This window comes from Pseudomonas sp. KU43P (assembly GCF_033095865.1).
Classification (GTDB): domain Bacteria; phylum Pseudomonadota; class Gammaproteobacteria; order Pseudomonadales; family Pseudomonadaceae; genus Aquipseudomonas.
Genome location: NZ_AP019365.1, coordinates 3,502,661 through 3,524,734, shown reverse-complemented (window position 1 = coordinate 3,524,734; position 22,074 = coordinate 3,502,661). Strand labels below are relative to the sequence as shown.

Annotated in this window: 20 protein-coding genes and 1 pseudogene; 6 read left to right on the top strand and 15 right to left on the bottom strand. The window is 55.9% G+C overall.

What is annotated here, in order from left to right:
• Nucleotides 1–69: 69 nt before the first annotated feature.
• Together KU43P_RS15920 and KU43P_RS15915 are read left to right on the top strand one after the other, a co-directional pair.
• A pseudogene (locus KU43P_RS15920) lies at nt 70–348 on the top strand (AraC family transcriptional regulator); the annotation flags it as partial.
• Between the two features lies 1 nt (nt 349).
• Entirely contained in the window at nt 350–514 is a 165-nt protein-coding gene (locus tag KU43P_RS15915; RefSeq protein ID WP_317658327.1) for a hypothetical protein, read from the top strand.
• A gap of 86 nt (nt 515–600) precedes the next feature.
• Here KU43P_RS15915 and KU43P_RS15910 read toward each other — a convergent pair whose 3' ends face one another.
• Entirely contained in the window at nt 601–1,923 is a 1,323-nt protein-coding gene (locus tag KU43P_RS15910; RefSeq protein WP_317658326.1) for a hypothetical protein, read from the bottom strand.
• Nucleotides 1,924–2,347: 424 nt separating this feature from the next.
• Here KU43P_RS15910 and KU43P_RS15905 point away from each other — a divergent pair, with 424 nt between their 5' ends.
• From KU43P_RS15905 to KU43P_RS15900, 3 genes are all read left to right on the top strand, one after another.
• Nucleotides 2,348–2,881 carry a hypothetical protein gene (locus KU43P_RS15905; RefSeq protein WP_317658325.1) on the top strand — a complete coding sequence of 178 codons (534 nt, stop codon included), beginning with the start codon at nt 2,348–2,350 and terminating at the stop codon, nt 2,879–2,881.
• A 15-nt stretch (nt 2,882–2,896) separates the two neighbouring features.
• Nucleotides 2,897–3,130 (top strand): pentapeptide repeat-containing protein, encoded by a 234-nt coding sequence (locus KU43P_RS27090; protein WP_411567218.1) that lies wholly within the window; start codon nt 2,897–2,899, stop codon nt 3,128–3,130.
• A gap of 186 nt (nt 3,131–3,316) precedes the next feature.
• Nucleotides 3,317–5,008: a DUF4041 domain-containing protein gene (locus KU43P_RS15900; RefSeq protein WP_317658324.1), complete on the top strand. Its 1,692-nt coding sequence runs from the start codon at nt 3,317–3,319 to the stop codon at nt 5,006–5,008.
• Nucleotides 5,009–5,572: 564 nt separating this feature from the next.
• On the opposite strand, the gene KU43P_RS15895 is transcribed toward KU43P_RS15900, so the two are convergent.
• From KU43P_RS15895 to KU43P_RS15870, 6 genes are all read right to left on the bottom strand, one after another.
• Nucleotides 5,573–7,021 carry a hypothetical protein gene (locus KU43P_RS15895; RefSeq protein ID WP_317658323.1) on the bottom strand — a complete coding sequence of 483 codons (1,449 nt, stop codon included), beginning with the start codon at nt 7,019–7,021 and terminating at the stop codon, nt 5,573–5,575.
• A complete protein-coding gene (locus KU43P_RS15890) occupies nt 7,014–7,604 on the bottom strand; it encodes a hypothetical protein (protein WP_317658322.1) in 591 nt (196 codons plus the stop codon). The genes KU43P_RS15895 and KU43P_RS15890 overlap by 8 nt, the downstream gene beginning before the upstream one ends.
• Nucleotides 7,591–9,744, bottom strand: coding sequence for a hypothetical protein (locus tag KU43P_RS15885; RefSeq protein WP_317658321.1), 2,154 nt, complete (start codon nt 9,742–9,744; stop codon nt 7,591–7,593). The genes KU43P_RS15890 and KU43P_RS15885 overlap by 14 nt, the downstream gene beginning before the upstream one ends.
• Nucleotides 9,745–9,823: 79 nt before the next feature.
• Complete coding sequence (locus KU43P_RS15880; RefSeq protein WP_317658320.1) at nt 9,824–11,872, bottom strand: hypothetical protein; 2,049 nt, start codon at nt 11,870–11,872, stop codon at nt 9,824–9,826.
• A gap of 335 nt (nt 11,873–12,207) precedes the next feature.
• Complete coding sequence (locus KU43P_RS15875; protein WP_317658319.1) at nt 12,208–13,617, bottom strand: purine-cytosine permease family protein; 1,410 nt, start codon at nt 13,615–13,617, stop codon at nt 12,208–12,210.
• Between the two features lie 412 nt (nt 13,618–14,029).
• Entirely contained in the window at nt 14,030–14,482 is a 453-nt protein-coding gene (locus KU43P_RS15870) for an Lrp/AsnC family transcriptional regulator (RefSeq protein ID WP_317658318.1), read from the bottom strand.
• A 111-nt stretch (nt 14,483–14,593) separates the two neighbouring features.
• On the opposite strand from KU43P_RS15870, the gene KU43P_RS15865 reads away from it, so the two are divergent.
• Nucleotides 14,594–15,208: a LysE family translocator gene (locus tag KU43P_RS15865; RefSeq protein ID WP_317658317.1), complete on the top strand. Its 615-nt coding sequence runs from the start codon at nt 14,594–14,596 to the stop codon at nt 15,206–15,208.
• Nucleotides 15,209–15,271: 63 nt separating this feature from the next.
• Here KU43P_RS15865 and KU43P_RS15860 read toward each other — a convergent pair whose 3' ends face one another.
• The 8 genes from KU43P_RS15860 to KU43P_RS15825 form a co-directional block, all read right to left on the bottom strand.
• Nucleotides 15,272–16,474 (bottom strand): M12 family metallo-peptidase, encoded by a 1,203-nt coding sequence (locus tag KU43P_RS15860; RefSeq protein ID WP_317658316.1) that lies wholly within the window; start codon nt 16,472–16,474, stop codon nt 15,272–15,274.
• 131 nt (nt 16,475–16,605) lie between these two features.
• Nucleotides 16,606–17,169, bottom strand: a complete 564-nt coding sequence (locus KU43P_RS15855; protein WP_317658315.1) for an NUDIX hydrolase — start codon at nt 17,167–17,169, stop codon at nt 16,606–16,608.
• A 2-nt stretch (nt 17,170–17,171) separates the two neighbouring features.
• The gene (locus KU43P_RS15850) at nt 17,172–17,924 is read right to left on the bottom strand and encodes a GntR family transcriptional regulator (protein ID WP_317658314.1); all 753 of its coding nucleotides are present in this window, start codon (nt 17,922–17,924) and stop codon (nt 17,172–17,174) included.
• An 88-nt stretch (nt 17,925–18,012) separates the two neighbouring features.
• Nucleotides 18,013–18,402 (bottom strand): carboxymuconolactone decarboxylase family protein, encoded by a 390-nt coding sequence (locus KU43P_RS15845; RefSeq protein ID WP_317658313.1) that lies wholly within the window; start codon nt 18,400–18,402, stop codon nt 18,013–18,015.
• Between the two features lie 182 nt (nt 18,403–18,584).
• Nucleotides 18,585–19,070 carry a flavin reductase family protein gene (locus KU43P_RS15840; protein ID WP_317658312.1) on the bottom strand — a complete coding sequence of 162 codons (486 nt, stop codon included), beginning with the start codon at nt 19,068–19,070 and terminating at the stop codon, nt 18,585–18,587.
• A gap of 14 nt (nt 19,071–19,084) precedes the next feature.
• Nucleotides 19,085–20,566, bottom strand: a complete 1,482-nt coding sequence (locus KU43P_RS15835; RefSeq protein ID WP_317658311.1) for an aldehyde dehydrogenase — start codon at nt 20,564–20,566, stop codon at nt 19,085–19,087.
• The gene (locus KU43P_RS15830; RefSeq protein ID WP_317658310.1) at nt 20,563–21,396 is read right to left on the bottom strand and encodes an alpha/beta fold hydrolase; all 834 of its coding nucleotides are present in this window, start codon (nt 21,394–21,396) and stop codon (nt 20,563–20,565) included. The genes KU43P_RS15835 and KU43P_RS15830 overlap by 4 nt, the downstream gene beginning before the upstream one ends.
• 66 nt (nt 21,397–21,462) lie before the next feature.
• Nucleotides 21,463–22,059, bottom strand: a complete 597-nt coding sequence (locus KU43P_RS15825) for an amino acid synthesis family protein (protein WP_317658309.1) — start codon at nt 22,057–22,059, stop codon at nt 21,463–21,465.
• Between the last annotated feature and the right edge of the window lie 15 nt (nt 22,060–22,074).

Below are 22,074 nucleotides of genomic sequence, written 5' to 3'. Positions count from 1 at the left end.
CTACTTCGATCCTGCCTGTTTCTGCTTTTTGCTTGCACGGCGTCACTCGCTGCCGTCAGCATGCCAGCCATGACCACTCAAATTGATGAACTCCGCGCCCTGGCCGCCAGAGCCGAAAACCGCCGCACCGAGACAGGCATCCCGCGTGTAGCCATGGTTCAGGGCAAAATCCCGGAGCACATGCTGGCTGCTGTCTACGACCCAATGATTAACTTGATCCTGCAAGGGAGTAAGTCGATGACTGTGGGGGGCCGCACCCTGCACTACGACCCGGCCACCTACTTTGTCATGTCCATCGACCTGCCTGCAGTAGGCACAGTGCACGCCGCTGAGTCAGGTGCGCCCTATCATGACCCAGGCCCTTGATGCGATGAAGCGCTACTACGAAGCTCAGCAGGCGAAGCTGCCCGATGAGGACGTCGAGCGCATGCGGCTGGAGGCCGAAGCGCTGTTCAAGGCTGTAAACGAATTTCAGCAGCGGATGCTTGGGCGCCGCTTCGACACGCTACATTAGTGCCAATGCCCCCTTTCAAGGGGGCTTCTCCAAGGGGGGGCAATGGCAGGGTTTATGACAGCCTATCAATTGATGCTAGCGCTTCCTTAGCTATGAAAGAGCTCGGGATTACGTTGAACCGTCTCGATGAGCGCATCTCCCGTTGTCAGGCCCGACCGGATCATCTCGGCGAATGCCTCCAAGGCTGGCAGCGACGTGTTCAAATCCAACGTATCTCTCATGAATGCCGTTGCGATGCCTTCGAATCCGCCTGCTGATTCAGATTGGCCGCTCAGTCGTTCAAACATCTTCAGGACAGCTGCGCCACTGGAATACTCGTTGATCCCGAAGTGCTCATTAAACACCATGCCCAATGTGCCAGCGATGTGGGCCTGCTGTCGATTCCAGTCGCTCCTCAGTTCCCCTTTCTTCTCAGCGATCTCCAGCTGTTTCCGAATCTTGCCAGGAATAGTGGCCGTAGCTCGGTGATCGCTGTAGTAAGACCGTGTGGATAATGCTGCTGCATCACGTGCTACCTTCCACATGATGTACCACATTTGAGCGACGCTATGCGTGCGCAACCCATGGCGGATGACGTCTTGGATTTTGATGAAATCCTCAGGGAGAATTTCCCGATTGTGAAGGTCGCACTGATCCATCAGGTACCAGGTGACATCGTCACACGCATAATCGAGCCATAGGTTGGTCAATGCCTCGGAGTTAGTGAATTGACGATCCATCATTAAGTCGAAAATTTCCTCACCGCAGCCCATGTCAGCATCTGGCGGTAGGAACAGTTTTGCTTGGTTCAGCCTGATGCGCAGTCTTCCCTCGTGAAGGAAATAGGTGTTGGGGCGAGTCCCTTCTGGTATGTCGCCTAGCACACCTTTTCCGTACAGCCCGTTGATGAAGTCACCGGGGTTGTAGGGAGTCAGGCCCGAGCAAGTCTCATGGGTGAAGCTGCCGTTCCAAAGTCGCGGCCCCACAGCGTCAAACAATGCACGTAGCAGCAGTACCACATCGTCTTCGAGCTCCAGAAAGACGATGGTTTTACGCTTCATCCAATCGATGTGCGAGGCCAGTTGCACGTCCAGCTCGGCCTTTTCGGCAACTGCGCGAGCCTGTTGCTCCCGCTGTTGCGTCTGAACGCATTGTTCACAAGGGTAGTGGGACTGGCGGGGTACCTTTTTTACGTCCGAACGCCCATCTGCCCGCATCAGGTTGCCACACTTGCAAGCGTGGTTCAGGTCGTGTGCGATGCATATTTTCCGGACGTACTTAGCCAGTTGCGCGGGCTGCTTAAGCTCTCGAAACGGGAGAAGCTCTTTCAGAACCTCCAGGAATTCCCCGTGCTCGTTCATTGCCCAGTAGCGGTTGGCCAGTTCGATCTCTTCCGGATCTGTAGTCAGAAACTCAAGCTTTACTGCCATGTAAAAGCAACATAAATGAGTTGATGGTGAGACAGTCTTCAGTGGCGTGCTGTCCGCTCTGGATTGCCTGGAAGCCCCACCTTCCGGCATATCCGCGTCGTCAGCATTTCGTCCAGCGGACGATCAAAACGCCCCCCAATTTATGCAAAACTCGACACCTAGGAAAGCGTGCAAACTAAAGATATTGTGACTTTTGGTTTTTCCCTTCTGGTGGGTTGGCACGCAAGCGTGTGTTCAAAGCCTGGCTGTGCAGCCTGTCTTGACAGCTCGCCACTGGAAGGGCACATTCAGCCATCGGTAGAGCGGCTGCCGTCAGTCCTAGTTCTGTAAAACAATCGTACCGTTGCTGTGACGCTTCACCCTTCTTTAGCCATTCTTTTGGTAGCAGGGACTAGGACACTGCTTACCTGAAGGATTGGCCACCATGAAAAGCTCGACTTCTCCTCTCCTGCAGCACCTGCGCCATTTGGCGAAGTGTCGCCAGCGTGACCCCAAACTCCCCGAAACGCCTGAAGCTCTGGGCTCACTGGCTCACTATGGGCAGGGGCCTCTGAAACACAGCCACTGGCTTCAGCTGGTCGCTCGCGATCTCAAATTGGTTTACAACGAGGTTTCCCGGGAGAGTAGGCTCTTCGAGCGCTTTTGCGATTTCAACATGAAGCAAAAGCTTTGGCCTGCGCCTGTCAATTTCATGTACGAGCCGCTGGTCTTCGAGCGGCAGCTGGCTGCGTTGGTCGATGCAGGCAAGAACGCCATCAGCGTTTCAGAGGCCGCTGAGCACCATCATGTGACTTTCGAGCGTTTTGACTTCAGCAACATGGTGCTCAGGTACGTGTTGGAGCGTACCGGCCCTGTCATGTTCTGCCTGGATGGCCTCTACGCACCTGACAGCGTGATGTGGGGCGTCTGGGGCAGTTACTGCACCTCCTACGAGGGAGCAGATCTACGGCGTTGCTAATTCATTTCGCTCTACGTGGATCCAACCATCCTTCCAGGGGCGAACATTTATGAGGCCAAATTCGCAAAGGCGAACCTGGAGGGCGCAGACCTGCGTCTGGCGTATCTTCGTGGCTCGTATTTCTTCATGGCCAATCTGACCAATGCTGATTTGCGAAACACAACCATCACAAGCTGCCGTTTCACTGGAGCCAAGGGGCCCTTTGTGACAGGGGATGTGGACACGGATTCTTGGATGATGCCTTGCTAACTCAGTAGAGCGAACCGTCCGAGGAGTACGGAGCATGGATGCCCGTATCCTGAGATGTGGTTCCTTTTTAAAGCCCTTCTATTAAGAGAGGTAAGAGGGCGCGATGGATCGCAAGCGAGGATGGTGGCGGATGGCCATGCCGGCAATGTAGGATCCACGTTTTGTCACGGACATGGATAACGGCGCATGGAGCTTCTAGCAATAGTTGCAGGGATAACTGCCCTCGCATTCTTCGTTCAAAGCATCAGGGCCAAGGGCCAAATCGACCAACTGAGAATAGAGTTGGCAGCCAGGCAAAACGATCTCAAGCTCACCGAGGAAGAGTCAGCGTCGTTCAAGTCGAAACTTGATCAGACGCTCATTGAGCTTGAGCGTTTCAGGAGCGTCCTCGATGCCGAAGCAGAAGCTGCGAGGATCCTGGGGGAAGCCCGATCGGAACGGAGCCAACTCCTGCAGCAAGCCCAGGCAAAGGTGCAGGAAGCTGAAAGTCGCCTTAAGCAAGCCATTCTAGATGCGGAAGCGGAAAGGTCTCAGATCCTAGGCAAAACGAAGCTGGAGCGGGATCAGATCTTGAATCACGCCCAGTCCAGGGTGAACCAAGCCGAGACCCGGTTGCAGCAAGCCGTTGCAGATGCCGCGAAGATTGTTGCCGATGCTCAAGCGCGTGCTGAGCAGGTGGCAGGGGATGCCCTGGCTGCAATGGGCAAAGCCAAGCATTTCGCTGATGCAGCCCAGGCCATGAAGAACGTGGTGGAGGGCTACGGCGACGCGTACATCGTGCCGACCTACAACCTCCTGGATGACCTCGCAGAAGAATTTGGTTTTACCGAAGCTGGCCAGAAACTCAAGGCCGCCCGGAATTATACGCGCTTCATGGTCAAGGCGGGTAGGGCTGCGACATGTGATTATGTAGAAGCAAACCGTCGCGACACTGCAGTGCGATTCGTGGTGGATGCCTTCAATGGCAAGGTCGACTCCATCCTCTCCCGCTCCAAATCCGATAACCACGGCAAGCTTGAGCAAGAGATTCGCGATGCTGCGGCCCTGGTCAACCTCAATGGTGCTTCATTCCGCAATGCGCGGATCGCCGAGGAATACATGAACTCCCGCCTGGAAGAGCTGCGTTGGGCGGTAACGGCGAAGCTGCTCAAAGACCAGGAGCGCGAGGAACAACGCCAACTGCGCGAACAAATTCGCGAGGAAGAGAAGGCGCGTCGTGAGTTCGAGCGAGCGATCAAGGAGGCCGCCAAAGAAGAGGCCACCTTGCGCAAGGCGTTGGAAAAAGCCCAGGAGCAAGTTGCTGCAGCTAGTGCTGCTGAGCGAGCCGAGTTCGAAGCGCGCCTGGCGCTTCTGCAAGAGCAACTGCAAGCCGCCGAGGACAAGAACCAGCGCGCGATTTCCATGGCTCAACAGACGCGAGCGGGCCATGTTTACGTCATCTCCAACATCGGTTCGTTCGGTGAGGAGGTATTCAAGATTGGCATGACCCGCCGTCTCGAACCGCTGGATCGGGTGCGTGAGCTGGGTGATGCAAGCGTGCCGTTTGAGTTCGACGTTCACGCGATGATCTTCAGTGACGACGCCCCTGGACTGGAGAAGCAGCTCCATCGTCACTTCCTTCGGGAGCAGGTGAACAAGGTCAACCCGCGCAAGGAGTTCTTCCGTATCGGCCTTCCTGCCATCCGCGCGGAGCTGGAGCAGTTGGGCGTTGAAACGCAATGGACAATGAGCGCCAAGGCCCTTGAGTTCAAAGAGACCCAGCGCATCGAGCAGCAGATCATCGAGAACCCTGCCATCGCTGCTGAGTGGACGCGCCATCAGCTTGAGGTGGAAGAGGCTATCGAGCAGTCGGAAGAAGAGGTTCTGGCCTCGGTCTAGAATGGCGAAAAGCGAGTAAGCCACATTCGATCTTTTTCAGAAGCCACAATGGGAAATTAACCACCTGATTGGGTGGCGATCGCTCGGCTTTGGTCGATGAGACCTGAGCATCTTGTTGAAATGCGAAAGGGCTGCGTTGAGATGAGATGCGAGGGGGCTGCATTGGCCTTGGCTGGGTTGTATTTGGCCCATGATCAACTTCTGACAATACATATGGTGGTGATATAGGTCTACCTGTATGCAGCGTTCGGAGCCGACTTTGGTCTATGAGACCTGAGCATCATCGAGACTCCGCTTAAGCTCGCGAGTTTGCTGGCTGACGAGGGAGCCTCCAGAGCTAGCCCACCTGTTCAAGGGCAAGAATTAATATGACAGGTGACAGGCAAAGGCTTGGCTCAAATGCGGCTTGTGCAGTTAACGGACATAAGGCGAAAAGACCATCTAGATCGCCATGCAGCCATTGCCTGTAAAGGCAACAGGGCGCATAGTGTCAATCCAATAGTTTCTGTCGTTTGGGCTCAACCTTACTCACGAACATAAACACTGGGTACCTCGTTCAATTCCTTAAGGCTTACGGCCTCTTTTTGCGCGGATCGCATCTATCTGTTCCTGGAGAGACGCGACTAGGCTCGTTTGCTCCTCTGATGCACCATCACGAAGCATTACGTGCTTCAAACGCTTAATCTCATCGTTAATGTTATCCAAAGCTGAAATATGTTCGAGAGCATCATCAATGGAGTCCCAAATCTCTAACAAATCGAATGCAGCATCAAAGTAGTGCCACATTGATTTAGGTGATCCATGTCCTATTTTTTTTCGAATTCTCTCACATATTGTTTTAATTAGCGCTTCTGAAAGGGCCTCTATGCTTGGCTTTTTAGAGTCCACAAGTTCTCGTATGTGTATTAAAATCTCCATGGTTATGAACCGATGCCGGAACATGGATAAACAAACTTTTTCATCACCTAGCCCTGCACTGTCAGCCAGCCTCCTGAAGTCCTTGGCCATGGAAGCACTGGAGAGAGGTGCACCATCTTGCGTAAAAAATATCGAATTTTGATGCGCCGGATGCGATCCAGCGCTAGCCAGGCTCTGGATGAAGTCCTCGCGTGCTCGCAGGTACCTGTTGACCTGTCGGCAACCAGTAACGTTAATGCGAAAGTGCCGGATTGGAGGCGGTTCAACTCTTCTCTTTAGTGTAGGTATTTGAAGATCGCGTGTGGCGGATATGTTCAGAAGAGGAGTGATGGGGATTGCAACCAGCTCACCGGGTCTTAATCCTGTTGTTTTCATGCACCAGGTCATAAATATTCTTCGCGAATACAAATACTCCTGCTGTGCCCTGAATTTTTCTGCTGACGTAAACCTGGCTTGGACTAGATGTTCTTCTGTGATTGCTGCAAGCCTGTTCCTTGAAATCTGATTGTCGATAGCATCAATGAAGCTGTCCGGCATTGCATTCTTATCGCCTTGTTCACTGACCTCAGGCGGCATTGATGGATGAACGTAGTAAGTCTTGCCGTTGACTGGGTTTGTAGCCTTTGTGATTGTTACTTTTGCATTTGCTTCAGGGGTGCCAATTAGTGCCTGTTCGCCTTTTAGGCGTGTGTTAGATTCAAGCCATTTAAGTAGCTCAATAACTGTAGATATTATGGCTCTTACTCTATTGTTGTCACGCTTGTAGGAATCTGGGTGCCTAGGGTCACGCTGGTTAGTAAGCTCCTTGGCCAAGGAGTACAGAATAGCATCGGTAGTATCGGTGAAATTAATATTATGCGCGTAGCAATATCTTATGAAAAAGCTGACGTTACTACTGTACTGCCGAAGCGATTGGCCGGTGGAGCGCGTCGCAATGTCGAACAGCCAAAGATTCAATAATGAGCACGGTTTTCCATTTGGCCAGCGTAACAGAGCGATGGATTTTTTATGTTTAAGGACGGATATTTCTTTACGAAAATCCACATAATCAGGTATTTCTGCAGAAAGATACTCTATGAAAAGTGACTTAAGCATCTTTTCCTCCGTCAATCAGCCTGAGCTTGGCAGGTTCCGGAGTAAGTGTTTCAGGCGCTGAGCTTGATGAGATTATGTCTAAATACCTTATGCGGCTTTTGTCAAATATGTTCTTCAGCTTTATTATATCTATATTTGACGAGTTGTTGTCGGTGGTATCGAGAAAATTTTTCAAGTCCCTGAACAGTTCCAAATATGCTTGGGAACATTGAGTGGCGTGCCAAAGGCACTCTCTAATTTGTGCCTTATACTCTCTGGAGTTTTGCTCAATTTCCTCTTTAATTGAAGTGGGAGGGAACGATTCCAGCAAGAATCTATACGCTTGTTCTCGCTTGTTTTTCATGAGTTCCCAGCGGTCTCGTGAGTTGGCGTTCAATGTATAAGTTGTTTTTGGATTTAGAGTAGCATTTTGCAAGGTGTTGTAAGAAATCTTTTTAAAGAACCCAGGAATACTTAGGTTGCAAAATGATCTTAAATCTTTCAGGTAGGGAATAAGTTCGGCTGTTGGAGTGATATTTGAATTGAGCAGCTGATCTAGCCAGCTGAATCTGTTCTGCGCATTTAGGATGCTAGAATTGTTCATCTTGTTTATCTTCAAATTTGAAAGCCAAATCTATACCGTCAGGCTCTGAGGTGCCAGGTGCGAAGATCAGATACGGCTTGACTTTGATGATGCCCTCAGCGCGCAAGTCTTGAAGAAACTCCAAATATTCGCTTCGAGGTAAGCCACGAATCTGGCCAACGCCGAAGCGTTCTTTGACAGCCTCGTATAAAGCGATCAAACCATTTAGATCATGTCGCTCAGAGCGAGCTACCTCCAGTTCAATTATTTTATCTTCGATGCACTCAGCCTCCCAGAGGCTTATCTCATCAGCATTTATGGATGCATCAGTATAGGCTTGAGTGTGTTGCACCATTGTATGCCCCGCCATCCATGAAGCAACATTGAAGCCTAGGTTTTGCTCGTGCCAGTACATTAGAAGAATAAAAAACTTTCTAAATTCATGAGGGCTGGGATAAAAGCGACGGCCATATTCATCAACTGGAGCCTCTATGTAGTCGGTGAAAAGTTCCATGCACCTTCTGATTCTAGGTTCGATGGATATCGCAGCGCTTTTCTGAAGTTTCGCCAGTGATGGGAAATAAAATAGCGCTCCCTGCGCATACTCCGATGAGTCTCCATAGATTACCGCGAGGTTAGATCCTAGGTGCTGTAGCTGTCTTATGCCTTTTAGCACAAGCCTTGGAATTGGGCGCGCCAATTCCATATTGATGCCTTCGGAGCCGGTTTTGCCAACGCTTGACTCAAGCCAAGAGCCGCCAAGTAGTGTGTCATCGAGCAGGCAGTTTCGTTTTAGCTTGACAAGCTCATCAATGCGTAGGGGTTTAAGTATTGAAATGATATTGCATGTTGCGCCAATCAGAATGGCGAGCGCTTGGTTTAAACCAAGGCGCCTGAAGTCATTGCTGATTATTTGATTATAGCCGCATTCTATATTTAGTGCTTCCGCGAGTGGTTTACCTGGTGCCCCTTCTAAGTCTGAGGATTTGTGCTTGGAAAGTATACGCGGTAGGTGCCGTTCAGCGCGGGCTCTCCTTGAGTGGATGTCGATAATATCTTTGTCTGACTCTAAAAGCGATATGTATTCTAGGGCACAGTTTATTATTGACTTTCCGTGCACTATGACAAGCTCTGTCGAGCGGCGCAGAATTTTAAGGCCAAACTTCAAAGGGATCATTTGCTTGTGCGTGCTTACCGCCACTTTGTCAGCAATCATGGCTTTTAATTGTTTGGCGTCAAGGTCTATCCTAGGTATCGTAGTTTCCTCATGGACGTAGCCGCGGCATAAAAGGTTAATCTTTTGGCTAAGGAGTCTGAGGGTGCCTTCACTAGCCGCTTGTACTTTAACTACCTCTGCTAATGGCGCGTGATGTTTCGGACGTTCTGATGCCCTATAATAGTCTTTAACCAGCGGTGTGGTGCGGGGGGTATTATTGAACTGCGCTAGAAATACCACCAGCTTCGAATTCTTTCCAGAAACTCCGGGCCTGCCGAGCACATGCCTGGCATATGAAACAGATATCCGCTCGCGAGTTCTACCGCCTACAGCCTCCTTGACTTTTCTGTATGTGGAGTCTAAGGCAAGTGAATCTAGTATTGCTATTTTAATTGGGTCGGGAAGGTTAAAGGGGTTGTCGTGAAAGAGTTGAGGCGCTGTCTCTCCAAATGCTTTTGTGTGAAGATGATCGAGTAATCGTGGTATTACGCATAGTGCGTGTTCCCATCCGCCCTGCGCGACTTCATTGACTAGTCCTTTTATTGAGTCTTTATCTAGGAGATTGAAGCCGTGTTGGTGTGGAAGGAGTCGGTCTTTTTGTAGATACATCCATGCTGCAATGTTTAAGATTGGCGTTATACTTTCCTCCCACGTCCTTGGCCCAGGGTTCGTTCCGTATAGTCCATTTCGCAAATGAAAGGCCCACTTCTGTAGCCCGGTCAGAAGTATGGCATTTTCAGGGTCAGTCAGAAAACTGCCGTCAGCTAATTTGATCTTGAAATTCACATCGACAGTATCTTGCCAGCCATTTTTTGTTTTAAAGTGTTTGTTTCCATTTGCAGTTTTCCACCTCGTTGATCCAATGGCACCATCTAAAAGCCAAGCGGCGACGAAATCGGTTGTGTGAATGAGGTGATTCTGCGCTTGGGCGATGAGTGCATCCATGTCGGCGGTCGAGTATCTTTTTTTGAGATAGCGTGACATGGCTAATGACTCACTGGTGACTTGTTAATGGGCATTAATCTCATGGTGTTATTTTAGGGTGCACGCCATCGATTTTCCACTTTTGCATAACTAACGTGGACTTGTGCCACGCACCCATAAGCTCTTCGAAAGAGTTTCCCTGTAAGTTGGTGCGTATTGATCGCTCTGCGCCTGTGGTTACAGGGTTTTCCACTGCACTTTGAATCATGCGTGCTATCATCTTTAAATCGTGCACAGAAATCTCATTGATTCCTATACGTTCCTGCTTTAAGTCGTTAGCGGTGTGTGAATTTGTTTCTTCATAACTCAGGTATATTCTTAGTGCGGCCAGGTTTTCTGGGGCGAGATTAAGATAAAGAAACTTGGATTTGAGGTTTTGGAATGGCTCGAAATCTTCCGGAAAATTTGAGCGAAATGCCGACTCCATCACGTTGGTGAATTGGTCGCGACCATTTGGGCACACCAATGTGCTGAAGATGAATTTTTTAAGATCATCTTTGGTATTAAAGTCCGAGGCTTCCAGAAGCCACGGGCATTGGATGTTCGCCAAGATTATGAGCTTCTGCTGAAATGCTCGCGCTATTCGCTCAAATTGCCTTCTCAATATCCAAGGTGGTATATAGCACCTTAATACTGTGCGCACTTTGTTGCCCATTTTCTTTGCCATCATGCGTACAGATCCGGTGCTGAACCACTCAAGTATTCCTTGCGTGTTACGAATTGAAGACAAGTTGAAGCTGGATACCGGAATTCCTGCCGGTTCCAATCTGTCTTTGATCTCGCTCCATAAGCTCCTGTTGGGTGCTGAAAATTCGTGGGAGACCCTTGTAACTTGATTGATGGTATGTGCACTTATGTCAATGAATAATGAGTGCGAGGCTGGGTGTTTCTTGTTAAGCAGCTTATTGCGCAGTATGTCTGTTTGCTCAAGAATCTCTTCCAGTATTGAGATTGAGCGGTCTGACAGATCAGCTTTTTTTCGACTTTTTGCGCGACGCTTCTCCACGCTGAACTTTGCATTAGCGTACGCCGACTTGGCGATCAAATATCTATGTCCATTTTTGTCGGTGAGTTTTGCCTCCTCCAAGGCCATGGGGTTGAAGTTGGGATGGTCGTGGATCAATAACGCCATAGCAGCAGCGTAATCAGTTGATGACGGTAATCCCATTGCCATCTTGAGAAATCGTGTGACTTTCAATTTTTTCTGAGGTTTGTGTCCTGTGTAAATCTGGAGTGCTGTTCTTATCTTGCCTTGTAGGTAAATGGTGAAATCAAGTCTCGGTGATGAGTTTGCAAAAGCACTCCAGCTGATATCATTTATATCATCATGATTAATTAGCATATACTTGAAAATGGCCAGGAGATTAATTAGGCCCTCTTCAGTTTTAGGGTTTATTTCAGGCGGGAATTGATGGATGGTTTTGTTATCCAGGATTTTCAGTAATTCTAGTGCCCACTCGGGGCTAATGGCATCTATTCGCTCACGGCATGCTTTATAAAATGTTGATCTCCTAGTCCAGAACTCCTCAATCACTTGGTCGGTGGTCTCGGAAAGGAATTTCAGCTTTTTCTCTGTGGAGGCTAGGAAAGAATCGCTTTGATTAATGTAAGTCGGTGTTCCCAAATAACAGTCAGGCCAAGTCTCATCAGGGGGCACGGGGATGGGAAGCTTGACCAAAGTTTCGCCCAGCAGCCCGTTGTTAGAGGTATCCTCCAACTCTACCGGACGAGGCATCTTGGTTGACGGGAGCGGCGCTGGTGGCACCTTTCGATCACGCATAAGTTGTGTGATTAGTCTTGTATAGCTATTCCAGTGTCGTATGCGTGTGGCAGGTGAAGGGCTCGTGGAAAAAGGGTAGGACAGGAGATACTTCATACTATCCGCAAGAAATATCCGCATATGAAATGATTCACTTGGCAGTGGGCGTGAATACTCACCCATGAAGCCGAAGAGGTGTTTAATTGACTCAAAGTGAGTCGAGGTAGCATGAAATGTACATCCGTTATAACGGGTGACGAATGACTCTCCAATACTGAGTGCAATTTCGTCCGACAGAACCTCCGGAATTTGAGCAGTCTTGACGCTCAAGCCGCGTCTCATGAGCTCGTTTGGGACGTGCAAGCACAGCTTTCTGTTGATCACCGTCACGAACATCGCTGCGCATCCACACGAAGCTATCGATAGGTGAAGGCTAGGAGGGGGGAGCGTAATGTCAAATCGGAAGGTTCATTAAATTCGTAATTCAATGAAATATAATGATTTTTTTTAGTAGTAAATTTTAGGTGTCCAAAAAAGAATAGTTTTGCGCGTCGACATCGAAACTGGCGATCTTCATGGGGCCTTCCTCGCGGGGTTGTCAGGTGCATGCCGATGGTCTCACAAACGATCCGATACGCAAGGCATGCACCTGTCGACCCTACGGCTTACGCCGCCGCCATCTTGGCACTCGTCTGCCGACGGCGATAGGCACTGTCACGGCTCGCCAGCCACCAGTACAGCGGCGAGGTGATGACCAGGCCCACCAGCCACGACAGGTCGGCACCGTTGATGTGCTCGGAAATCGGCCCGACATACAGCGGCGTGTTCATGAACGGGATCTGCACCACGATGCCCACGGCGTAGGCGATCAGCGCCTGCGGGTTGTAGCGGCCATAGATACCGCCATCGACCTTGAAGATCGACTGGATGTCGTAGTCGCCCTTGTGGATCACGTAGAAGTCGATCAAGTTGATTGCCGTCCACGGCACCAGCACCACCAGCAGCACCAGCACCATATCGACGAAGTGGCCGATGAAGTCTGCCGAAGCGAACACCGCTACCACGCAGCAAGCGGCCAGCACGACCAGCGACAGCACGGCGCGGCTCTTGGCGGTGGGGATCCAGCGGTAGGCGAAGGTCTGGATCAGGGTGATGATCGACAGCACCGCGCCATACAGGTTGAGGGCGTTGTGGCTGATCACGCTGAGCAGGAACAGCACCAGCATGATCGGGCCCAGGGTGCCGGTGGCCAGCTTGACCGCGTCCATGGTGTCCATGCCGGCAGGAATCGCCAGCACCGCCACGGCGCCGAAGATGAACGACAGGCTCGAGCCCAGCGCCGAACCCAGGTAGGTGGTCCAGAACGTCGACGAGACTTTCACGTCTGCCGGCAGGTAGCGCGAGTAGTCCGACACATAGGGGGCAAAGGCGATCTGCCACAGCGCCGCCAACGACACGGTGGCCAGCCAGCCGGCCAGGTTGAAGCCGCCGCGGGTCAGGAAGTCGTCGCTCTGCACGTGGGTGAAGATGTAGCCGAAGCCGACCACGATTCCGATGCCCAGCACCCAGGTGCCGATGCGGTTGAGCACGTGGATGAAGCGGTAGCCGATGATGCCGATGATCCCCGAGCCCAGCGCGCCGACGACGATACCCACGGGCACCGGCACGGTATCGACCACGCCGTGCAGCGATTTGCCGGCGAGCACGATATTGGAGGCGAAGAAGCCGATGTACATCACCCCGGCGATCACCACCACCAGCAGGGCACCGAGCGAACCGAACTGGGCACGGCTCTGGATCATCTGCGGGATGCCCATCTGCGGGCCTTGTGCCGAGTGCAACGCCATCAGCACACCGCCGACCAGGTGGCCGACCAGAATGGCGACGATGCCCCACACCAGGTTCAGGTGAAACAACTGCACGCCCAGCGCGCCGGTGACGATGGGCAACGGCGCGATATTGCCGCCGAACCACAGTGTGAACAGATCCCTTACCTTTCCATGGCGGTCTTGCGGGGGCACATAGCCGATCGTGTGTTTTTCTATGAGGGGTGCCGAGTTGGCTGCACTGGTCATGACTGACTCCAAGGCAAGGTTGGGCAACGGGTGCTGCCCGGGTACGTGCCGGCGAAGGGCGACGCGTTCTTGTTGGAGCGATGATGCGGGGTGCGAGGGGAAGGAGAAATTAGTAAATATGTGCCCATAAACGTTAAAAAAGCTAAGGCTGACAAAAGGTTAAGGGATGAGTGGTAGCAAGGAGCGGGCCATCGGGCGGGAAGGCCCGGGCTTGGCGGGTTGCGGTGGGTATGCATCCAGGTGGATGTGCAACGGTGGTGCGCTGTGTGCAATTGGGGTGCGGGTGCAATGGGTGCCTGTACTGGCCCTATCGCGGGCCAGCCGGCATCCCACAGATGCCCCGCTGAACGCTGCGTTGCGGGTTTACCTGTGGGAGCCGGCTGGCTGGCGAGAGGGCCGGTGTGCCAGCCACCTACATCGGCAGCATCCGATCCTGAATCACCTCTTTCATCACCAGCGTCGAGCTCAGCCGCTTCACATTGGGAATACTGGTCAGCTGCTCGTCATACAGCTTCTGGAACGCCGGCAAGTCCTTGGCCACCACATGCAGCAGGTAATCTGGGTCACCGAACAAACGCTGCGCCTCGACGATCTGTGGAATCTCACTCACGGCAGCCTCGAAATCCGCCACCGGCTGGCGGGTTACCTCGCGCAAGGTCACGAATACCAGCGCAGCAAAGTTCAACCCCAGCGCGCTCGGCGCCAGACGCGCGTGGTAGCCGAGGATGGCGCCGCTCTCTTCCAGCGCCTTGAGCCGCCGGTGGCAGGGCGACAGGCTCAGGCCCACGCGGTCGGCCAGTTCAGTCACCGAAAGACGACCGTCTTTTTGTAGTTCGGCAAGGATCTTTCTGTCTGTACGGTCCATGGGGGAGAATCTTCCAGAAATTAGGCTATGTGGGGAAATATACGAAAGAAAATCCTCCGGTGAAATCTTTACGCTTTCTTCAACTGCAAACCTTTTGAAGGAAGACGTGAAGTGGCGATCAGTGTGCTGACGGCGTTCTGGGCCGTGTCGTTGTTGTTCGTGATCACCCCTGGTGCTGACTGGGCCTACGCCATTTCGGCGGGCATGCGCGGGCGCTGGGTCATGCCGGCGGTGGCCGGCATGCTGTCGGGGCATTTTCTCGCCACCCTGGTGGTGGCAGCGGGGGTGGGTAGCCTGTTGGCCGGGCACCCGTTGGCGCTGACCTTGTTGACCTTGGCGGGCAGTACGTACCTGCTCTGGCTGGGCGGCAACCTGCTGCTGAGCCCGGCAATACCGGAAGCGGGGCAGGGCGGTGCGGGGGAGACAGGGTCGCGCTGGGCCTTCAAGGGCTTTTGCGTCAGCGGGCTCAACCCCAAGGTCTTCCTGCTGTTCCTGGCCTTGCTGCCGCAGTTCACCGACCCGCAATCCAGTTGGCCGGTACCGCTGCAGATCCTCTTGTTGGGGATGGTGCACCTGTGCAGTTCGTTGGTGATCTATTCGCTGGTGGGGTATGGCGCCAAGGTGGTGCTGAGTACGCGGCCGGAGGCGGCGAGAAGGGTGGGCAAGGTGTCAGGGGTGGCAATGATCCTGGTGGCCGTGGGGTTGATCATCGGGCAGTTGGGGTGAGTGCATCGGCCCTATCGCCGAGTTGACGGCGATAGGGCCGGAACAGGCGGCGCCCACTCACGCTCAACGAAAGCCCGCAACGGTCCATTTGGTTTCCTCGAGCAACCGACGGTTGTCGGCGGTTTCTGCATCCCCCATCGGATCGCCATTCATGTAGCGTTCCGGGTCCGACCAGAATGGCAGCCGGACGTCGCTCTGTGTTGCCACAGTGGCCATCACCGTGCGCCAGCCGGCCTGGTCATCGGGTTGATGAATGTAGCCGTGGCCATGGAGAAACGGGTCATTGCTACCTTCGGAGTACTCGTGAGATGCCCCTTGCAAATGGGCGATTTCGTGGCCGGTGGTATAACGGGAGACGCCGATGCACTTCAGGTTCACGTAGACGAACGCGCTTTCTGAAGTGGCTGGTCTTGCTTGTGCCCGGCCACACATTTCCATGATGGTGTCGACCACCAGAACCACGACATCGGCATCGAGGTCGTCACGCATCGGGTGTACGCCGTCCATGTACCCATCGTTTGTGGCTACAAGCCTTCTCAGGTCGATGTCGGGGCTGCTGCCCTGTTGGTAATCCAGTTGCCTGAAGTCGGCGAGCTCCAGCGACATGTTGATGTCGCTGTTGAGATAGGTGAAGTTCGACTCCTCGATAGCCAGTCGGGCCAGCGCCGGCAGATCCTCATGGGCTTCGGCAGCATTTTTGGTGGCGACGATCAGTACCCGGATGGTTGCATGGCCAGGCTCATGGGCTTTGGGGTTGGTGGTGGGGTGGCTTGCCGACGCCATCGTCTCGTCGGGTGTGTGATCCGGTGGCAGTTGTGCGCCATTCACTTCCTCGAGCACATAGCCTTGCGCAGTGGGAAGCAGCCGATACACCTGCCCATTCCAGCGCAATGTCCCTGTGGCTCGGCCCTTCCAGCTGAACAGAACTATATTGTTCATCGCGGCCGTCAGCGTTCCGGTGGCCGGCGCGGCTTCGCCTGCTGCGCTCAGCGTGCCATGCCATACCAGCGTGCCGTCGTGCCGCGTGAACGCTCGTACCCTATGGGCGGTGAGGGGTTTCTGATCGGCAAGCGTCAACCCCAGTTTCTCGCTACTGACGGTCAGTTTTTCAAGGGCAACGTTCGCCGTCCATAGCCTCGCGATCCAGCTTGGCCGCGGCCCCTCCTTGTCTTGGTCGGCCGAAAGGAAAACAGTATCGGATGCCTGTACCAGCCAAAGGACTGCGCCCAGTGCCAGCAGCCCCACCATAATTGTCAGATTGCGCATTGCGTCGGTCTCCACCACCCCATGACGGCACCGAACTGTCGCGTTACGGTCGAGTGCCCAAGATGTGGAGAACGGTACCAGCCGGGTTCAGATCCCGAACCTGGCAAAAATACCAGGTAGCAAGTACTGGCTCAGCGCATGAAGTGCACCTTGCCGGTGTCGTCATTGCCCATGTACATGCCATAGACCCCCGCCTGGCGTTCGAGGATGTAACGCTCGAGAATCTGCCGGATGGCCGGATAGTAGATCTCTTCCCAGGGGATTTCGTCCGGCGCGAAGAACTTGTAGGCCTGTGTTTCCGGCCCGTACTGCCCGGTCTCTTCGGTGGCGATGGCGCGGAAGATGATGTACACCTCGCTTATCTTCGGCACGCTGAAGATCGAATACGGTGAGACGATTTCGCCACGCACGCCGCTTTCCTCCCACACCTCGCGCAGGGCCGCCTGCTCGGTGGTCTCGCCGGCCTCCATGAACCCGGCTGGCAGCGTCCAGGTGCCTGGACGCGGCGGGATGGCGCGCTGGCACAGCAGGTACTTGCCATCGCGCTCGATGATGCAGCCGGCAATGATCTTCGGGTTGATGTAGTGGATGTAGCCGCAGCCGGTACAGTGCAGGCGTTCGTGGGTGTCGCCGATGGGAACGCCCCGGGCCAGTTCCGTGGTGCAGTGCGGACAGTAGCGCGGGGCGGTGGGCATGGTCAGCGGCCTATGCGAGGTTCTTTAAGAACCAGGGGCTCGACAATGTCGCGCACCTTGGTGTTGTCGTCCTGCTTCTGGCGCAGGTAGTCCAAGGCCACCTTGGCGGCGGCACGGACGTGATCGACCGAAGCCTGGTGGGCCGCCAGCGGATCGCCGCTCTTGATGGCCTCGACGATCTTTTCCATTTCACGATTGCTGGCGCCGCGGCGGTTCTCCTGCGACACCGAGGTGGCGCGCAGGTAGCTGATGCGTGCTTGCAACTGGCGCAGCTGCTGGGCTGCGACCTGGTTGCCGGAGCCTTCGAGCAGCACATCGTAGAAGCCTTGTACCGAGTCCAGTACCTGTTGCAGCTCGCCCTCTTCGAGCGCTTCGCGGTTGACCTCCAGCGCCCGCTCCAGGGCACGGATGTCCTTGGCCTTGGCGTTGAGGGTGAACAGCTGCACGATCAGCCCTTCGAGCACGCAGCGCAGCTCGTAGATATCGCGGGCATCTTCCAGGGTGATGATGGCCACGCGTGGGCCTTTGGCGTCGGCGAACTCCACCAGCCCTTCGGACTCGAGGTGACGCAGGGCTTCACGCACCGAAGTGCGGCTGACCCCGAGGCGGTCGCAGAGGTCGCGCTCGACCAGGCGGTCGCCTGGGAGCAAGTGGAAGTTCATGATCGCGCCACGCAGCTTGTCGAGCACGATTTCACGCAGGGTAACGGGGTTGCGGTTGACCTTGAAGCTGTCGTCGAGTGGCTGGCGTTTCATCAGGTGCGCTCTTTATGAGGCTGTTGCGCCAACATCGCGGAGCACCCCGAACCGAGGCACTCCTTGCAGTGGTTCGAACAGCCCGTTGTTAACGGGTTGACTCCGTATCGGCTTCGGCGAACGCCTCGCGGGCCAGGCGGAAACTGTCCACCGCCGCGGGTACGCCGCAATAAATGCCGACTTGGAGCAGGATCTCGCGAATCTGTTCACGGCTCAGGCCATTGCGCAATGCGCCGCGAATGTGCAGCTTGAGCTCGTGGGGCCGGTTGAGCGCGGAAATCATGGCCAAGTTTATCATGCTGCGCTCTTTGAGCGACAAGCCTTCACGGCCCCAGACGTGGCCCCAGCAGTACTCGGTGACCAGCTCCTGCAAGGGCTTGGCGAAGTCGTCGGCGTTCTGGATGGAACGGTTGACGTAGTCCTCGCCCAGTACCTGGGTGCGGATCGCGAGGCCTTTGTCGTACTTTTCGTTGCTCATTGCTTCGCTCCGAATGAAAACAGGGGCCGCAACCGAGGGTGAGAGGGTAGCGGGGCCCCTAAAAAGGGGGAACAGGGACCGCTTCGCGGCCCAATCGCCGGCAAGCCGGCTCCCACATTGACGGTGCCTTACCTGTGGGAGCCGGCTTGCCGGCGATTGGGCTGCAAAGCAGCCTCAAGGGCTCAACCCAGCGGCGGCAGCGCCCCCAGCTTGCCCTTGTGATAGACCATCGGTGTCGCCGGGTCGGCCGGCAGCACCAGGTTCTTCACCGCACCGACGATGATCGCGTGATCACCGCCGTCGTACTCGCGCCACAGTTCGCACTCGATGATCGCCGTGGCCTTGGCCAGCAACGGGTTACCCAGTTCGCTCAGGTGCCAGTCGATGCCCTTGGCCTTGTCCTTGCCCTTGCCGGCGAAGGCATAGGCCTCGGCGGTCTGGTCGGCGGACAGCAGGTGGATCGCGAACTGCTTGCTGTCGCGCAGGATAGGGTAAGTATCGGAGGCATAGTTGGGGCAGAACAGCACCAGTGCCGGGTCGATCGACAGCGCGCTGAACGCGCTGGCGGTGATGCCGACGATGCCGCCGTCGGCGTCCAGGGTAGTGACCACCGTGACGCCGGACGGGAAGGAGCCCATCACGTCTTTGTAGATGCCGGGTTCGATCATCTTGTGTTACCTCTTCAACGCATCACGAACGGGTCGGGCATCGGGGCGGTGGACAGGTTGATCCACACGGTCTTCAGCTCGGTATAGGCCAGCACCGAATCGATGCCGCTTTCACGGCCGTAGCCGCTGTTCTTGAAGCCGCCGATCGGCGCCATGGCCGACACTGCGCGGTAGGTGTTGACCCAGATGATCCCCGAACGCACGTCGCGGGCCAGGCGATGGGCACGGCCCAGGTCGCGGGTCCAGATGCCGGCTGCGAGGCCGAACTGCGAGTCGTTGGCCATCGCCAAGGCCTCTTCCTCGGTTTTGAAGCGGATGACCGCAGCGACCGGGCCGAACACTTCTTCCTGCATGATGGTCATCGCGTTGCTGTCGCATTCGAACAGGGTCGGCTCATAGAACCAGCCTTCACCCTCGACGTCGGCACGCTTGCCGCCCAGGTGCAGCTTGGCGCCTTCGGCCTTGGCCGCGGCCACCAGGCCTTCGACCACGGCCAGTTGCTGGGCGGTGGCCATCGGGCCCATTTCGCTGGCGTCGTCCTGCGGGTTGCCGATGCGGATGCGCTTGGCGCGCTCGATCAGGCGGGCAACGAACTCATCGAAGATCTCGTCTTGCACCAGCAGGCGTGAGCCGGCCACGCAGCTCTGGCCGGAGGCGGCATAGATGCCGGCCACGGCGCCGTTGATGGCACTGTCCAGGTCGGCGTCGGCGAAGATGATATTCGGCGACTTGCCGCCCAGCTCCAGCGACAGCTTGGCGAAGTTCTCTGCGCTGCTGCGCACCACGTGGCGGGCCGTGGCGGCGCCGCCGGTGAAGGCGATCTTGCGTACCAGCGGGTGGCGGGTCAGCGCCGCGCCGGTGCTTGGGCCGTAGCCGGTGACCACGTTGACCACCCCTGGCGGGAAGCCGGCTTCATGGGCCAGGCGGGCCAGTTCGAGGATGGTCGCCGAGGCATGCTCCGAAGGTTTGAGCACGATGGTGTTGCCGGCGGCCAGGGCCGGGGCCAGCTTGATCGCGGTCAGGTACAGCGGGCTGTTCCACGGGATGATCCCGGCCACCACGCCGATCGGCTCGTGCACGGTGTAGGCGAACAGGTCGGGCTTGTCCAGCGGCAGGGTGCCGCCTTCGAGCTTGTCGGCCAGGCCCGCGGTGTAGTGGAAGAATTCCGGCAGGTAGCCGACCTGGCCGCGGGTTTCGCGGATCAGCTTGCCGTTGTCGCGGCTTTCGAGCTGTGCCAGGTGCTCCTTGTTCTCGGCGATCAGGTCACCCAGGCGGCGCAGCAGCTTGCCCCGTGCGGTGGCGGTGATGCTGCGCCAGGCCGGGCTTTCGAAGGCACGCTGGGCGGCCTGTACGGCCAGCTCTACATCGGTTTCGTCGGCGTCGGGCAGTTGCGCCCAGGCCTGGGCGGTGGCCGGGTTGAGGCTGTCGAAGGTCTTGCCGTTCTGGGCATCGAGCCATTGGCCGTCGATGCACATCTGGAAACGAACGAGGGTCATGCAACAATCCCCTTGGCGGATTCGGTGAGGGTGCGGGCTTGGCTCAGGAAGTCGAGCAGCATCTTGTTGACTTCACGTGGCGCTTCTACCGGCATCATATGCCGTTGCTCGGCCAGCACCACGCTTTGCGCGCCGGGAATGCTGGCGGCGAGCTGGCGGGTCATGGCCGGAGTGGAGCCGGCGTCGAGTTCGCCGGTGGCGATCAGCGTCGGCACCTGGATGCTGCCCAGGTCGCCTGCGCGGTACATGTCCTGGGTGGCGAACAGCGAATAGGTGGTGTGGTAACCCTGCGGGTCGTTGCTCGCCAGCACTTGGCGGATCGCGGCGACCTGCGCCGGGTTGGCAGCCTTGTATTCACGGCTGAACCAGCGGTCGAGGGCGGCGTCGACGTTGGCGTCGGGGCCAAGTTCAGCGGCTTGGGCGGCGCGGGCGATAACGCCGGCGCTTTGCTCCGGGGTGCGGTTGAACACGCTGTTGAGCACCACCAGCGCAGACAGGCGCTGCGGGTATTCCAGGGCGAAGGCACGTGCCACCAGGCCGCCCATGGAAAAACCGATCACCGTGGCCTGAGCAATCTGCAGGTGGTCGAGCAATTCGGCGAGCTGCGCGGCATAGCCTTCCAGGCCGATATCGGCCGCAGGCAGGGCGCTGTGGCCGTGGCCGAGCATGTCATAGGCGATGACGCGGTAGTCGTTGGCCAGGCCCACGAACTGCCCGCCCCACATTTCCTTGTTCAGGCCCACGCCGTGGATCAGTACCACGGGTTGGCCCTGGCCCTGGACCAGGTAACTGGTGCCGGCCGGTGTACGTTCAGCGACAGGCTGAATCATGGAGGGCGCTCCTTGAAGGTCGGGCGTGGCGCTTGCACGCAACGCCCCGGCCCGTCTTGGTTGTTGTTATTGAGCGTTGGCTTTTTCGGCCGCCAGTTCTTCCAGGTCGATGTAGCGGTTGCCGATGCGCGGGTGCAGGCGGCCGCCGTCGGCAGCTCCGAGCACCACGACGATTTCGTCGGCACGCGGGGCGTCTTCGATCTGCATTTCCAGGGTGATGTAGTGCGAGCGCAGGCCTTCGTCGTCCTTCTGCATCATCGGGATCTGGATCGAGGTGCCCGGGCCGCCGCGCTTGTTGGTGAAGCTCAGGTAGCTCTTGGCCTGCACGGCTTCGCGGTAGTGGTTGCCGAAACGCAGGGTGTGGATCACGGCGGAGGCGTGCTCGATTTCGCCGTCGGCGCCAACCACGGCGGCCTTGCCGTAGGCTTCGATCTTGTCGGCACCGCCGATGGCGGCGGTCAGGCGCTCGACCATCAGTGCGCCGAGGTCGGAACAGTTGGCACGGATTTCCGGCTTCAAGTCGTCAACGAAACCGCGACCGGCCCATGGGTTCTTGATCACGACGGCCAGGCCGACCATGGTCACCGGCTTGTCGGTGGCCTTGCCGCCTTCGATGCGGGTCTCTTCGGAGTAGGTGACGATCTTGCGGATTTCGAAACTCATGGGGGGCTCCTGGTG